The sequence below is a fragment of the Steroidobacter sp. genome, from assembly GCF_016790065.1.
GTDB lineage: Bacteria > Pseudomonadota > Gammaproteobacteria > Steroidobacterales > Steroidobacteraceae > Steroidobacter.
On record NZ_JAEUPY010000685.1, the window covers coordinates 1 to 13,650 of the forward strand.

Annotated in this window: 13 protein-coding genes; 3 read left to right on the forward strand and 10 right to left on the reverse strand. The window is 62.0% G+C overall.

Annotated features, from left to right (window positions below):
• The 3 genes from JNL55_RS28165 to JNL55_RS28175 all read left to right on the forward strand — a co-directional run.
• Positions 1–554, forward strand: a 554-nt coding sequence (locus JNL55_RS28165; protein WP_293862553.1) for a YfiR family protein, incomplete at its 5' end; no start/stop codon positions are given.
• Positions 551–2,926: a response regulator gene (locus tag JNL55_RS28170; protein ID WP_293862555.1), complete on the forward strand. Its 2,376-nt coding sequence runs from the start codon at positions 551–553 to the stop codon at positions 2,924–2,926. The genes JNL55_RS28165 and JNL55_RS28170, both read left to right, overlap by 4 nt.
• Positions 2,927–2,952: 26 nt before the next feature.
• A complete protein-coding gene (locus JNL55_RS28175; protein ID WP_293862557.1) occupies positions 2,953–3,321 on the forward strand; it encodes a hypothetical protein in 369 nt (122 codons plus the stop codon).
• 10 nt (positions 3,322–3,331) lie between these two features.
• Here JNL55_RS28175 and JNL55_RS28180 read toward each other — a convergent pair whose 3' ends face one another.
• From JNL55_RS28180 to JNL55_RS28225, 10 genes are all read right to left on the reverse strand, one after another.
• Entirely contained in the window at positions 3,332–4,105 is a 774-nt protein-coding gene (locus tag JNL55_RS28180) for an SPOR domain-containing protein (RefSeq protein WP_293862558.1), read from the reverse strand.
• Positions 4,106–4,126: 21 nt separating this feature from the next.
• Positions 4,127–4,435 (reverse strand): hypothetical protein, encoded by a 309-nt coding sequence (locus tag JNL55_RS28185; RefSeq protein WP_293862559.1) that lies wholly within the window; start codon positions 4,433–4,435, stop codon positions 4,127–4,129.
• A 93-nt stretch (positions 4,436–4,528) separates the two neighbouring features.
• Complete coding sequence (locus JNL55_RS28190) at positions 4,529–5,293, reverse strand: type III pantothenate kinase (RefSeq protein ID WP_293862561.1); 765 nt, start codon at positions 5,291–5,293, stop codon at positions 4,529–4,531.
• Positions 5,294–5,298: 5 nt separating this feature from the next.
• Positions 5,299–6,336 carry a biotin--[acetyl-CoA-carboxylase] ligase gene (locus tag JNL55_RS28195; RefSeq protein WP_293862563.1) on the reverse strand — a complete coding sequence of 346 codons (1,038 nt, stop codon included), beginning with the start codon at positions 6,334–6,336 and terminating at the stop codon, positions 5,299–5,301.
• A 7-nt stretch (positions 6,337–6,343) separates the two neighbouring features.
• A complete protein-coding gene (gene plsY / locus JNL55_RS28200) occupies positions 6,344–6,988 on the reverse strand; it encodes a glycerol-3-phosphate 1-O-acyltransferase PlsY (protein WP_293862565.1) in 645 nt (214 codons plus the stop codon).
• Positions 6,989–7,015: 27 nt separating this feature from the next.
• The gene (gene ctlX, locus JNL55_RS28205) at positions 7,016–7,966 is read right to left on the reverse strand and encodes a citrulline utilization hydrolase CtlX (protein WP_293862567.1); all 951 of its coding nucleotides are present in this window, start codon (positions 7,964–7,966) and stop codon (positions 7,016–7,018) included.
• A 33-nt stretch (positions 7,967–7,999) separates the two neighbouring features.
• Positions 8,000–9,985 carry an alginate lyase family protein gene (locus JNL55_RS28210; protein ID WP_293862569.1) on the reverse strand — a complete coding sequence of 662 codons (1,986 nt, stop codon included), beginning with the start codon at positions 9,983–9,985 and terminating at the stop codon, positions 8,000–8,002.
• A gap of 10 nt (positions 9,986–9,995) precedes the next feature.
• On the reverse strand, positions 9,996–11,459 hold the full coding sequence (locus JNL55_RS28215; RefSeq protein WP_293862571.1) for a hypothetical protein: 1,464 nt from the start codon (positions 11,457–11,459) through the stop codon (positions 9,996–9,998).
• On the reverse strand, positions 11,375–12,466 hold the full coding sequence (locus JNL55_RS28220) for a glycosyltransferase family 4 protein (RefSeq protein ID WP_293862572.1): 1,092 nt from the start codon (positions 12,464–12,466) through the stop codon (positions 11,375–11,377). The genes JNL55_RS28215 and JNL55_RS28220 overlap by 85 nt, the downstream gene beginning before the upstream one ends.
• Entirely contained in the window at positions 12,459–13,649 is a 1,191-nt protein-coding gene (locus JNL55_RS28225; protein ID WP_293862574.1) for a glycosyltransferase, read from the reverse strand. Before JNL55_RS28225 ends, JNL55_RS28220 begins: the two co-directional genes overlap by 8 nt.
• Position 13,650 lies beyond the last annotated feature (1 nt).

Here is a 13,650-nt window from a genome sequence, read left to right on the forward strand (position 1 = left end):
ATTACTCACGCAAAATGCGGCTCATGATTCGGTTCCTGCAAATTGTCTCGGCACTCGTGTCGCTGTCGTTGGCGACGGCGAGCGCATTGGCCGATGCATCAGCGCAGCGCGAGGATCAATTCAAAGCGGCTTATGTGTTCAACTTCGTCAAGTTCGTCGAGTGGCCGGCCGACTCGGTCGCCGATACGCTGACGGTTTGCTTCGTCGGTGGCGAGGGCGTGTACAGCGCATTTACCTCTGACATCGGCAACAAGAAAGTGGGCACGCGACGTTTGGCTGCGCTCCAAGTCATCGATCCGCCGCCGCCGGGCACATGCCACGCTCTGTACATTCATGCGTCGATGGCATCGAGCTATGAACTCGCGCCGGAACCGGCGGTGTTGACTATCAGCGATGCCGCGAGCCTTGCAGCTACCGACGGCATGATCGGCTTATTCACTGAGAACCAGCGGCTGCGTTTCAGTATCGACATGCAGCAGGCGACTCGAGCCGGACTGCGCATCAGCTCGCAATTGCTAAAGCTGGCCGCCATCGTGAAACGGCAGTCGACGTGAATGCCGTGAAGCGTTGGTTCGAACGACTGCCCATCGGCGGCAAGCTCACCATGCTCGCCAGCTTGGTGAGCGGCCTGGCGCTGCTGATCGCCGGCCTGGTGCTGACCATTGCCGACTACCGCACCGATCAACAGGAGATGTGGCGCCGGCTGCACACTCAAGCGCAAATCGTTGCTCGGGATAGCGAAGCGGCCGTGGCATTCGACGATCACGAGGCAGCCACGCGATCCTTGTCCGCTCTGAGTGCGGATTCGGCCATCGTCGCTGCGGAAATTCGCCACGCTGACGGTAATGTGCTGGCTCACCACGGTCGCGATGTTACCGCTGTGGCCGACGGTGACCTGTACGTGCACGTCAGTGCCGACATCGTGCTCGACGGACACATCGGCGCGGTCCATCTTTGGGCCAGCCGCGATGAACTGCGCGAAGGCATCGTGAGTCGTATTTCGTTGTTGGCGGTGGTGATCGTCGGCGCGCTGTTACTCGCCAGCCTGATCGCCTTGCGCATGCAACGGTTCATTTCCAAACCCATCCTGGCGTTGTCTACAGCGGCTGAGAGCGTGACGCGCGCTCGCGATTACAGCCTGCGCGTGCATGCGCCTAACAGCGATGAGATCGGCCGCCTGATCGGCGCATTCAACGACATGTTGGGTCAAATCGAAATGCGCGACGCCGAGCTACGGCGAGCCCACGATGAATTGGAACAACGCGTGTCTGCTCGCACGCATGAACTGGCAACCAGTAACAGCCGCTTGGCGGATGCGACTCGGCAAGCCACGGAATCTGCTGCCAGCGCCAGCGCGGCCAACAAGGCCAAGAGTGAATTCCTGGCCAACATGAGTCATGAAATCCGCACGCCCATGAACGGGGTGTTGGGCATGACCGATCTGCTGCTGGATACCAAGCTCGACCCCAACCAGCGCGATTTCGTACAGACCATTAAAGACAGCGGCAGCGCGCTGCTGACCGTCATCAATGACATTCTGGACTTTTCCAAGATCGAGGCCGGCAAGCTGGAACTGGAGTCGGCAGACATGGACCTGCGCGACACGTTCGAAGACGTCGCACGGCTACTGTCGGTACCGGCGCATGCCAAAGGCTTGGAAGTCACATTACAGATCGATCCGGATTTGCCGTCGTCACTACGGGGCGATGCGGCTCGGGTGCGCCAGATCCTGCTGAACCTCGGCGGCAACGCAGTGAAGTTCACTCATCGCGGCGAAGTCTCGCTGGCGCTGAGCGTGCTCTCTCACGACACGAACGGAACATTCATTCGTTGCGAGGTGCGGGACACCGGCATCGGCATCCCCGCCGATCGCATCAAGGCCTTGTTCTCGCCGTTCACTCAAGTCGACTCGTCTACCACGCGTCGTTTCGGCGGGACTGGACTAGGACTGTCCATCGTGCGGCGACTGGCCGATCTGATGGGCGGCGACGTGGGTGTGACCAGCCGCGAAGGCGAAGGCTCGACGTTCTGGTTCACCGCTCGCTTCAAAGCCGGCAATCCAGTGACCGGCGCGTTCTCCATGCTGGTCACATCGATTCGTGGCAAGCGCGTGCTGGTGGTGGACGACAACGCCACCAATCGCAAAGTGCTCGTGGGTCAGCTGCAGCTGTGCGGTGTTCGTCCCGCGGCTGCCAACGATGCGAATCAAGCGCTGACGTTGTTGCGTGAAGCCTGTGCCAACGGACGCCCGTTCGACGCCGCGCTGCTGGATTGCCAAATGCCCGACTGCGATGGCGCGCAACTCGGCCGCATGATCGTGGCCGATCCGCAGCTCAAAGCGACGCGGCTGATTCTGCTGACGTCTTCCGGGCAACGCGATGACAGTGAAACGTTCGCGCAGCTGGGTTTCGCAGGCTATTTGTTGAAGCCCGTGACCCAACGAGATCTGGTCGGCTCGCTACAAGTCGTGCTCGCTCAGCAGCCCGAGGTGTGGCACCTGCAGACGCAGTCCATCGTCACCAGTCAGCGCCTGAACGCGCTGCACGTCGGCGACCAGCAGAAGCACATCCTGCTGGCGGACGACAATCTGGTGAATCAGAAGGTCGCGGTACGGTTGCTCGAGAAGCTGAACTACCGAGTGCATGCTGTCGGCACCGGGCGCGCCGCCGTCGATGCCTGGCTCACCGGTCAGTACGATTTGATTTTGATGGATTGCCAGATGCCGGATCTGGACGGCTACGAAGCCACTCGCGAGATTCGTAAAGTCGAGAACGGCATCCGCCGCACGCCCATCATTGCGCTCACCGCGCATGCGATGAAGGGCGCGGATGATGAATGCAAAGCGGCCGGCATGGATGGTTACTTGTCGAAACCCATCGACCGCGCGCTGCTGCAATCCACGCTGGCGAGTTTCCTCGGGCGCTGAGCCGACAAAGTTGGGATACTCGCGGCATGCGAGCCTTCTGCAAGGTCATGCTGGCGCTGGCGCTCATTAGCGCAACGGGCTGCGTGGCCGTGCCCAATCGACCCGAGCGACTGGCGAAATCGTCGTATGGCTGTATGCAAGCAGTGGTGCGCGACAAGCTGCCCACTGGAATTCCAGATTCACACGCGCACTGTCTCGCTTCTGGATTGATCGCGCGTTACTGCAGCGGCAGCGAAGCGTATTTGGCGGGCGCAGGAAAAGAGTTGCGCGACTTGGTCGGCCCGGGCGATGCCGAATGGCGCGACTGGCGTGCGGATCGCGTCGGCATCGCTTGCGCTCGGCAAGCGAGCGGCGACGACGAACTCGCGAAGTGCTGTACCGAGCGCGGCTACTGAACCGGCCTGGTTAGCCGGCCTGCGGGCAGGAGCGCAGTTCCAAGCGCAAGATCCGGCTCTGCCCGACTTGGAACACGCTGGTGTCGATGGCCTGGCCCGGCTCCTTCAAATCCACATCGATCCAGAACACCGAACCGGCACGCTTACGATCGCTGATCTGCGCCGTGAGCCCGAGGGCACGCACTTCTTCAGCTCGCCGTTGCGCCCGCTGATAGTCAGAGAACACACCGAGCGACAACACGTTCGGCGGATCCGAGCCCGGCATCAAATAAACATCCGTGATGCCGCTGTCGTTGAGCTTCTTCAACGCCGCCTCGGCAGCTTCGCGATTCGTCGAGTCGCGCACGCTCACCCAATAGCCCGTCCACAGCTCGCCCTGCTCCACTCGCTGCCGAGGCGCGAAGCCCATGCTGCGTAAGGTCGCCTGCGCCTGCGAGGCCTGACCGAGATCGGCGAACGGCCCGACGCTGCTACAAGTCAACGCATCTTCACGCGCAACCGCCGGCGGCACCCGAGGCTGCACGGTTCCGCTGGATTCCAACGGTTCGACTTGCGGAGGATCCACTTCGCGCACGTCGGCGACCGGTTCGTCTTCCTCTTCGGGTTCCGGCTCGGCGGGCGGCTGAGTGCCGCTCTGAGCTTCTTTGGCGAGCACGATGCGCGGCGGCGGTGCGGCCACCCGGATCGGCACTCGATCCAGGCTGCTCACCTGCACATCGATCACTTGGGACCAGATGAAGTACAGGGCGTTGACCAGCACCAACAGCAAACAGAACGCGCGCATGTCGTGGTTATGCTAGAGCGATCAACGTCGCTTCCTGCCCTTCTGGCTGCTTTGGCCCCAGTACGCAGCGATGTCGGCCACCTCGGCCGGCGTCAACTGCAGCGGTGCCTTGTGTTTGACCTTGCCGGCGACGATATCCCGAATCAGGCTTTCCAGCGACGCCGCGCTCTCGCCTTCCCAATCGTCGGCCTCGTGGCATTGGCTGCATTTGGCCTGGGACACCGTCTTGCCCGCTTGCACGTCGGCCGCCAGCGCCACCGACAGCGGCACTGAGCCCAGCGCCACCAGCGCCGTGCCTGCCCACAACTGTCGGAATCTGCTTCTAGCCATCCAAGCTTCCTCGATGACGCGACCACCCCGCCGCGTGTGCCGAACCGGGCGGATGATACACGATGGCTCCCGGCTCGCCCGGGCGCCACGGCATCAGGCGGCGGCTGATTCAGGTAGCGCGGCGACCACAGCCAGACCGCGCAATACCAGGTCGGGAATCTCTCTGCCGGCAGCACGAATTGCGCCCAAAATCCTCGGACTGGCGCCGCCCGTGAGCAACAGCACCGGCCGCTGGCCGAGCTGCTTTTCCAGCGTTTCCAACGATCGTTCCACCAATGCCGCCAAGGCATGCACCGCGCCCTGCTGAATCGCACCCAAGGTGTTATCGGCAAACAACGCATCGCGCGTCTGACCGCCGGCGGTGCGCTGGGCAATGTCGCTGGTGTTTTTCAACAGGCTGGACACCATCAAATCCGGGCCCGGCACGATGACTCCGCCCAAGTGCTGACCGTTCGCGTCCAAACCGTCGATGGTCATGGCCGTGCCGACACTGACCACACACAACGGCCGCGGCTCGATGGCCCGCCCGCCGAGCAGCGCCAGCCAGCGGTCCACGCCAAGCTTGGCCGGTTCCGGATAGGCGTTATGCAGACCAGCTTGCGCGGCCGGCGACTGAACGAAGCGAGGCTCGATCTGCCAAGCCTCGGCGATGGCCGCTTGCGCGAGCGCACCCATGCGTTTGCCGCCGACATTGGCGATGAACACGCGCTGCGCTCGCGGCCCGGAGTTCAGGATCTGCTGGATGAAGTCGTCGCGCGTCCAATCGGCATGCACGGCAGCCGACTGTTCACTGAGTCCGCCCGGGCCGGAGCGCGCCCATTTGATACGCGTGTTGCCGATGTCGATGAGCAATAGCATCGCGATCAGCTCTTCACCGCTCGCAAGCTCACTTCACCCGAAACGAACTTGCGCAGCTCGCCGTCGACGTCCACCAGCAGCGTGCCATCGAGTTCGACACCGCGTGCCGTGCCCAGCGTGGTCTGCGCACCGCTAATGACTTTGACGGGCGCGTTCGCCAGCGTGTCCAGCGACAACCATTGATCGTGGAACGGCGCAAAGCCGCTTTCCGTAAATGTCTGAAGCATCTCGAACAGTTCGGCCACGACTGCGCCGATGAGCGCATTCCGAGTCGGCGTCTGTTCGCGCGCGATCTCGTGCACGTCGGCGATCATCACCGCTTCGCGTTCCACCAGCTGCATACGAATCGCCGCCGGCATCTGCATGTTGATACCGATACCGATGATGACTTGCGCCGGACCAGCCGACTCGCCGCGCATTTCGATCAGGATGCCGCCGAGCTTGCGGCCCTGCCATTGCAGATCATTGGGCCATTTCAGGCCGACGCCTTGAATGCCCAGCCGCTGGAACGCCTTCACCACGGCGACGCCGACCGCCAGACTCAAAGCGGAGAAGGTCGGCGGGGCTTCGGCGAATTGCCAACCGACTGACATACACACGCCGCTACCGAACGGCGCCACCCAACTGCGACCGCGCCGACCACGACCGGCGTTTTGCACTTCGGCCGTACACAGCTGCACACGACCCGGCTGCGGCGGCGAAAGCTCGGCGACGAAACGATTGGTGGAATCGACCGTCAACAGCACATCCGCCCGCTCTAGATGCTGGCGAGCCGCGGCCGGCAAGGCAGCGAGGATGGCTTCTTTATCCAATAGATCGACCGCACGCGGCAGCCGATAGCCCTGGCGCGGCACCGATTCGATGTCGATGCCCAGCGCCTTGAGCGAGTTCATCAACTTCCAGATACCGCCGCGCGAAATCTTGAGCTTCTTGGCCAGCTGCTCGCCCGAATAAAACGAACCTTCCGCGAGCATGGCCAACAAGCGCTGCCGGCGTGCCTGAGCTTGAGTCTTGGGCGTCTGCGACTTGCTGGCGGTGGGCATGGCAGTGTCAGCGGGGCCGTAACAGCCAGAGCCTTCGCGCCCGACTTTCGGTGCCGGCTCGCATACGCTCGATGTTGCCGCGATGGGTATAACAAACGAACAAGGTCATGGCACAGCCGAACACCAGCACCGCCGTCGATGGCTCGGCTTCGGTCAGTGCCAGGTAGGCAGGAAACGAAGCCACGGCGAGCATGGTGCCGAGACCGACGAAGCCGGTCAGCATCACCACCGCCAGCCATACACCGAACACCGGCAGAAAGGCCGCCGGCTTCAAGCCGACCAGCACACCGATCAAGGTCGCCGCTCCCTTACCGCCGCGGAATCCATACCACACCGGATAAACGTGGCCGAGCACGACGGCAGCCGCACAAGCCACGGCCAACCAATCGCGCCCCACCTGCGGATCGATACCGACGCCCGGCAGATTCATGGGCGCGAGCAGCCCAGCAGCGAGCCAGCCCTTGCCAATATCGATGATCATTACCCACACGGCGAACGACCACCCCTGGGTGCGTAGGGCATTGGTGCCGCCGGCATTACCGCTGCCCAGCTTACGAATGTCGACGCCGCCGCGCAGCTGGCCGACCAGCAAGCTGCCGATCAGCGAGCCGAGCAAATACGCCAGCAGGGTTTTGACGCCGAGTTCCAGCATGGGAGGCCGTGAGTGGTTGGCCGGCGATTATAGTCGCTTCTTTTTGGGTAAATGCAGTTCCGCCAGCATGCAGCGGACGCTGCCGCCGCCGAGCTTCTCGATGGTCGGAATGGGCGCGGACACGATCGGGCCGGCGCTGGATTCCAGGATGGCCCGTTGCTCGGCGGTCAATGCGTCGTGGGCGCTCTGAGACATGGCCACTGCACTGCCGGTCAGCGACGAGCCCACCTCCAGCATGTTGCCGGCGAACGCGTTCATCTGCTCCCGCGACAGGTCGATGACGGCCCGGCCGCTACCGCGCAGCTGATTCATCACGCCTTCCCGTTCATCGGCACGAATGGCGGTGAAACAGACGGCAGCGAAGCGCTCGCCCACCGACATCAAAACGTTGGTGTGATAGATCGCCCCGCCGGCGGCGTCGAGCGCCTCGAAGGCCACGATGTCGTAGTCCAGCTGTTGGGCGAAGTCGCCCAGCACATCCAGGTCGGTGCGCGGCGAAACGCAGGCATAAGCCACGCGATGAATCCGGTCCAGCACCAGGCTGCCCGTGCCTTCGAGATACCGGCCGGCGTGTTCATGGCGCGTGAGGTCGATGACTCGCGTGGTATGGAAACCGCGCTTGCCACTGAGTTCTTCGAGCAAGTCCATGCGCCGCTCCAGCCGGCGGTTCTCCGCCAGCATCGGGTACAACACCACGGTGCCGTCGGCATGAAAGCTCACCCAGTTGTTGGGAAAGATCGAATCCGGGGTGTGCGGCTCGGGCGTGTCGTTGAACACATGCACGGTCACGCCGGCCTTGTCCAACGCCGCCGCCAAACCGTCGAACTCGCGCGCCGCCTGGGCCTGATTGGCCGCATCGCCGCTATTGGCATCGAGTTGTTGGAACGAGTTGGAAGCCTGCGTCTGCAGGTTGCCGGCGAAAGCCACCGGGCGAATCATCATGATGTCAGTCGTGGTTTGTCGATCAGCCAAGCTCATAGCGCCCCCTGGGTAGGGCGCCATTATCGCGCCTTAAACTTTGAAGTCGAGATTGATGCGGGTGACTAGCCTGGCGCCACCATTGATGGGCCCGTTGGCGACGATGGTGGTGGTCGGCAGCTTGGCGTCGAAGCTGCGAGAAATCCAGCCGTGGGGCTGCGGCCGTTCGACCCCGCGATACACACTGCAGCGCAATCCTTCCGGCAAAATCATCGACAACAGCACGTCGCCGCACGTCACGCGCACCGCCCGGCCGTCGGCGATCACCGAGCACTGTTCGGCGAAATGCCAGAACAGCTCCACCTCGTGGGCGCCGCTGCCCAGCAACTCGTCAGTGACCTGTAGCCGGGATTGCTGTTTCTCGAACAGAATCTCACGTCGATGAGTGAGCGGATGCTTGAGCCGCGAGTAACCATCATGGCTGGCCACCCAGCGATCTGCCAGCGGCGTGCGCTCCACCGTGACCACTTGTGCCTGCGCGTGTTTGATCCACAGAAAGTTGCCGCCGCTGACGGACTGGTCGACGCCATCGACGCGCACCGTATTGTGAGCCGACGTGCCTTTGAAGTAATCGCGCCACAGCCGCTGCGTGTGATAGGCATAGGTGCCGGGGTCGATCAATATTTCCTGGCCGCCCGCGCTCAGCGTGAATGACAAAGCATCCGCATGACCGTGCGCGGCAATGGATAGATAGCCGAGCGGGCCGGCGTCAGCGACGATCCGCACTTCACGATTGGTTTCGTAGCGGTCGCCGAGAATGTAGTAACCCGCATTGGCGAAGTCCTTGCGCATTGGCAGCGACACGCGCGCCATGTCGATGGCTTCGTACTTTCCAAGCGCGGCATCGCCTAACAACCAGCGCGTCTTGTCGTCGATGACGGCGCCGGCTTTGAACTTGAACTCGGCGCTCTCGAACAACACAGCTCCGGTCGCAAGCAACGAGCGATAGACATCCGGCACGTCCGGATCCAGGCGCGCGATGATGGCGTCATCGGCGTCGCCGAAGTTGGGCACCTGGCCGCCGGCATCCATGATGCTGGCAATGTATTGCAACATCCCTCGCAGCCGATGCCAGTACGCCGTGCTGAAATCGCAGCCATTGGCGCGTGCAATCAAGCCGCTGACCAGCATCATGTCGGCGACTTCGTGGTGATACCAATTCGCTTGCTCGCGATTCACGCCGTCCTCGCCGTTCTGGAGCAGCACTTCTCGCTCCAGCTGGCGTTGCGCCGTGTTCTTCCAACGACGACTGCGCTTCCACAGCGGCCAGGTCAGCGCGGCGACGAACAGCCCCATCAATTCGCCGAGCAAATGATTGTTGGCCGATGAGTAGCGCGAGAAATGTCCGGCGATGAAATGACAGTGTTGATACACACTGGTCAGCCAGCGCTGCTTGAACGCCTCGCCCGTACTGCCTTCGAAAATGGTCGCAGCGTCGCCGCCCAACAAGTGCCATGCGAACGACCAGTTCACCAAGCGAATCGAATGCTCCAGGCTGCTGGTCCAGTGCACGCCGGACGGATAAGGACATTGATCGAACCAGGATTCGAGCAGCGTGCGGCAGCCGTCCGCGTACTTCTGCTCGTGCGTGAGATGCCATGCCTGCGCCAACGTCACCAGCTGCGCGTGGCGACTCGGCTCCCAAAGATATTTGATGTCGCCAACCACCGCTTCGTCGCGATAGTTCAGCGTCTTGCCGAAACGCAGCGGCGCCTGCTTCCGGGTCTTGGGATCGCGATTCCATTGCGGCGGAAATCCCAGAACGGCGGCTGGCATGGCAAACACCGGAAAGCGACCGTCGAGAATGTCGTCGGCTGCGCGCCGATACTTATCAACGTTGAATTGTGTCGGCAGCGTCGCGACCCAAGCCGAACCCGCCTGGTTCTGTGCCGGCGGCGGAGGCGCAGCCGAATGCAGACCGAACTGCTCCACGCTGGCCTGGACACGCTGCTTGACTCGGTAACCGACTTCCCACCCACTCATTGCCGACAAGCGATGCAGCTTCCACTTCAGACTCATGGCCTGCGCCTCACGCAATGTTTCCGTGGGCCCGCGTGTTGTTCAGCAGCTCTTTCACCTGCGGTCGATGAATGACGAAAGGTGTCTTGCCGCGGGCCGTGCGCTCCAGCGCCGTCACGCTGCGAATCTCGATGTGCATATTCCTTGGCAACTTCTCGCGAGCATTGTGCAGCAGGCGCTCGCGATCCCAGTTCGAATAACCTTCGGCCTCCAACACCAGGATGACTACTTTGGCGGCAGTCTCCTGAATCACCTGGATGCGCTCGATGTTGGCCACGTCGCGCTGGAAATGACTGATGCCAGTGACCTTCACGCCATTCGGGGTGATCAAGATGTCGCTGTCACGTCCCAGTACACCAGCAAACGTTCGCACTCCCAGCGCCAGTTCTTCCAGTTCTCGCTCGCCCCATGCTGCAGGCACTCGAATCATGTCGCCAGTGCGATAACGAATCATCGCCATCGAACGATTCCACAGCGGCGTGCCGATGATCTCGTAAAGCTGGTACGCGCCTTCTCTTCCCGCCGCCTCGAATTCGACATGCGCGTAGCCCGGCAAGAACTTGTACTCGCCAGGTGCGGTCGCATACGCGAAGGCGACGCGCTCGGCTTGGCCGTAATAATCCAGGATTCTGCAACCCAGCGTCTCGCGCGCCACCTGCCACACTCGGGGATGCAACACTTCGGACGAACACAACACCGCGGGTATGTTCACCCGGCGACCGGCGCGTCGTAGCAAGAAACACAAAGCTTCGAGCGAGGTCGGATAACCGAGCAGACACTCCGGCGCGAACTCATCGATAGCTCGTGCGTAGTGCTCGACAGTCGCCGCGTTCAAGTGAGTCGAGGACAGCACCAAGCGATTGCCGCCACCGGCATGCACCCAGTACGGCGGTTTGAAGTCGTTGGGATCCTTGATGCTTTCAGTTCTCAGCACCGCGCATCTGGCAGAGCGCGCATCCACGCCGACCTTCTGCATCATCCGATCGATACACACTTGCTCGAACACTATGGAGCGCAGCGAACGCACGATCTCCAATGGCTCGCCTGACGTACCGCCGGTGTTGGCTTTGATGGTGAACAGTCGCGATCCCATGGCGAATGCACCGGGCGCGGCGCGGACCTCGGCTTTCGTCAGCAACGGCCAACTGGCAATGTCGCCGCCCCCTCGTACGATGAGTCCGTAACCGCTGCGACTCGCCGGGAACAACAGTTTGCTCAGCCGATCCCGCGTCCACTGGCGACGCTCATTGAAGCCAGCCGCTTCGAGACGTTCCAGCTCACGTTGTGCATCGGCATAGAACAACGGATTGCGACGCACGGCGGCGTCGCCGACTTGCAGCAGCTTGAGTTTTTTCACCAGCGCTTGCATGCCAAATCCCGAGCCCGCCATCAGCGCACCGCCGCCCGGCGTCCCTTGCCATTGGCGAGCGAGCGATACATCGCACACATACGATTCGAATACTGTTTCACGCACAGTGGTTCCACCGTCGCGCGCGCGAGGCGGCCCATGTGAACGCGCTCCGCCTCTTGGGTCACCAACTTTTCGATGGCTTGAGCCAGCTGCGACGGGTTACCTGGCGCAACCAGTACACCGTTCGCACCATCAACGACGTATTCAGGAATACTGCCCACTGGCGTGCAGATCGGCGGCAAGCCCCACGCCATCGCTTCGAGCAAAGACATCGGCAAGCCTTCGGTGTGCGACGGCAAGACAAACGCATGAGCGCCGGCCAGCAAGCGATCTCGCTCTGCCGGATCGACCCACTCGCGAATCTCGACTACGTCTTGCACGCCGAGTTTATTGGCGTGTTCGCGTAGCTCGGCCACTTCACCATTGCCGGCGAGAACAAACTCGACACGGGCGCGAGACTCGGGCGACAGCTTGGCCACCGCTTCCAGCAGATCGAACACACCTTTACGCCGAGAAATCAGGCCGAAGTAAACAAAGCGAACCTTGCCACCCAACGGACGTTCGGGCACGGCTTCCGGCAACACCACCGGATTGGGCAACACGACGATGCGATGGCTCGGCACGCCGATGGATTCGAAAAACGCTTTCCAGCCCTCGCCCAACACCACCAGCCTCTGCACACGCAGCAGCGTACTGAGCGTGATGGATCTCGCCGTCGGCGACATCGTGGCCCAATGCTTCTGATAGTTGCCGCCGTGCGCGTGCATGATCACGCTCGCACCTCGGGCCAGCGCCATGCGTGCCAAAATGATCTTGCGAATATTGCTCGCGCCACTGGCGAAGTGAATGTGCACCACATCCGGATGCTGGTTCAGCTCCAGAGTCAGCTTGGCCAGCGACTGCGCGAAGGTCATGGCCTTGGTCCACTTACCGCCTTCGACCATGGTGGCAATGTGAGTGGCACGCACTTCTTTAGGCAAAGCGTTGAGCAGCAGCCGCTCCACTCCCGAAACGCCGCCGCGGACATTCAAGCCCGGACCGAGCATCACGACATTCGCTGCTTCACGCATGGCTCACCGCCTCACGCGTGCTGAGCAAACTCTGATATTCAGCCACCATGCCTTCCCACGAGAACGCTTGTTCAGCTCTCAACGCCGCAGCGGCTGCCATACGATTGCGCAACATGCTGTCGAGCCGGAGTTGATTCAGCAGTTCGGGCAAGCGTTGCGGCAGCTCGGCAACGTCGACCACATAACCTTCAGTGCCGTGCTCGATCATCTCCCCCGCCCCGCCGGTGCGAGTCAGGATCACAGGCACTTGCATGGCCATGGCTTCGAGTGCCGCATTCGAAAAGGTTTCCGAAAGCGACGGCAGCACGAACACGTCGAACGACTGCAAAGCTGCTCGTACGTCAGCCAGCGCGCCGGTGAAAGTCACGGCTTCGGCAATTCCGCGCTCCGCAGCTCGCCTTTCCAATGCCTCTCGCAGCGGGCCGTCACCCACCAACATCAGATGCACATCGGCGCCGCCACTGCGTAGATCGGCGACTACGTCGATGAGTGGCGATTGGTTCTTCTCGGCGACCAGCCGTCCGACCGTGCCTACGACGAATGCGTTCTCGCCGATGCCATATTGAGCTCGCATGCCGGTAGCACCGGCGCGAGTTGCCGAGAATTTATTGAGATCCACCCCGTTGTATATCACGCCTGATCGAGCTCGCATCGGACTATCGGCTGCCAGCCAGGCGTCCCGCTGCAGCTCACAGCCATAGATGGTCCAATCCAGATAGCGCAGCACTCGCATATAGAAGCTGCGTTTCCAGCGCGCGCCACGACGCATCTCGGTCGTATTCATCAATCCGATGGTTCGCGGACGATGGCGGGACCAGCGAGTTGCCGTGACCACATACAGCGCGGGATAAAGGTTCACGGACACTACATTGCGCGGCCGTTGTTCCTCGATGAGCTGGCGCAGCGCCTTGCTGGCTTGAAGCGAGAAGCGACCTTGTCGCGACAGGAAGAACGTCGCGACGCCGGCGGCAATGTCCGTCAACAAAGTCGCCGGTTCATTCAGGTATGCGACGCCGACTCGCAGGCCTCGCAGGCACAGCGCGTTTGCCAGCCGTACGATTTTGGTTTCCGAACCGCCGACCGCCAGATTGTTCAAAAGAAACAATACGTCCAACTGGCCGTCCGTTGCGCCCGGTTGTAGCGAGCCGACCTCGCGTTCGAGCTGTGCCGATGCGCTCGCCATG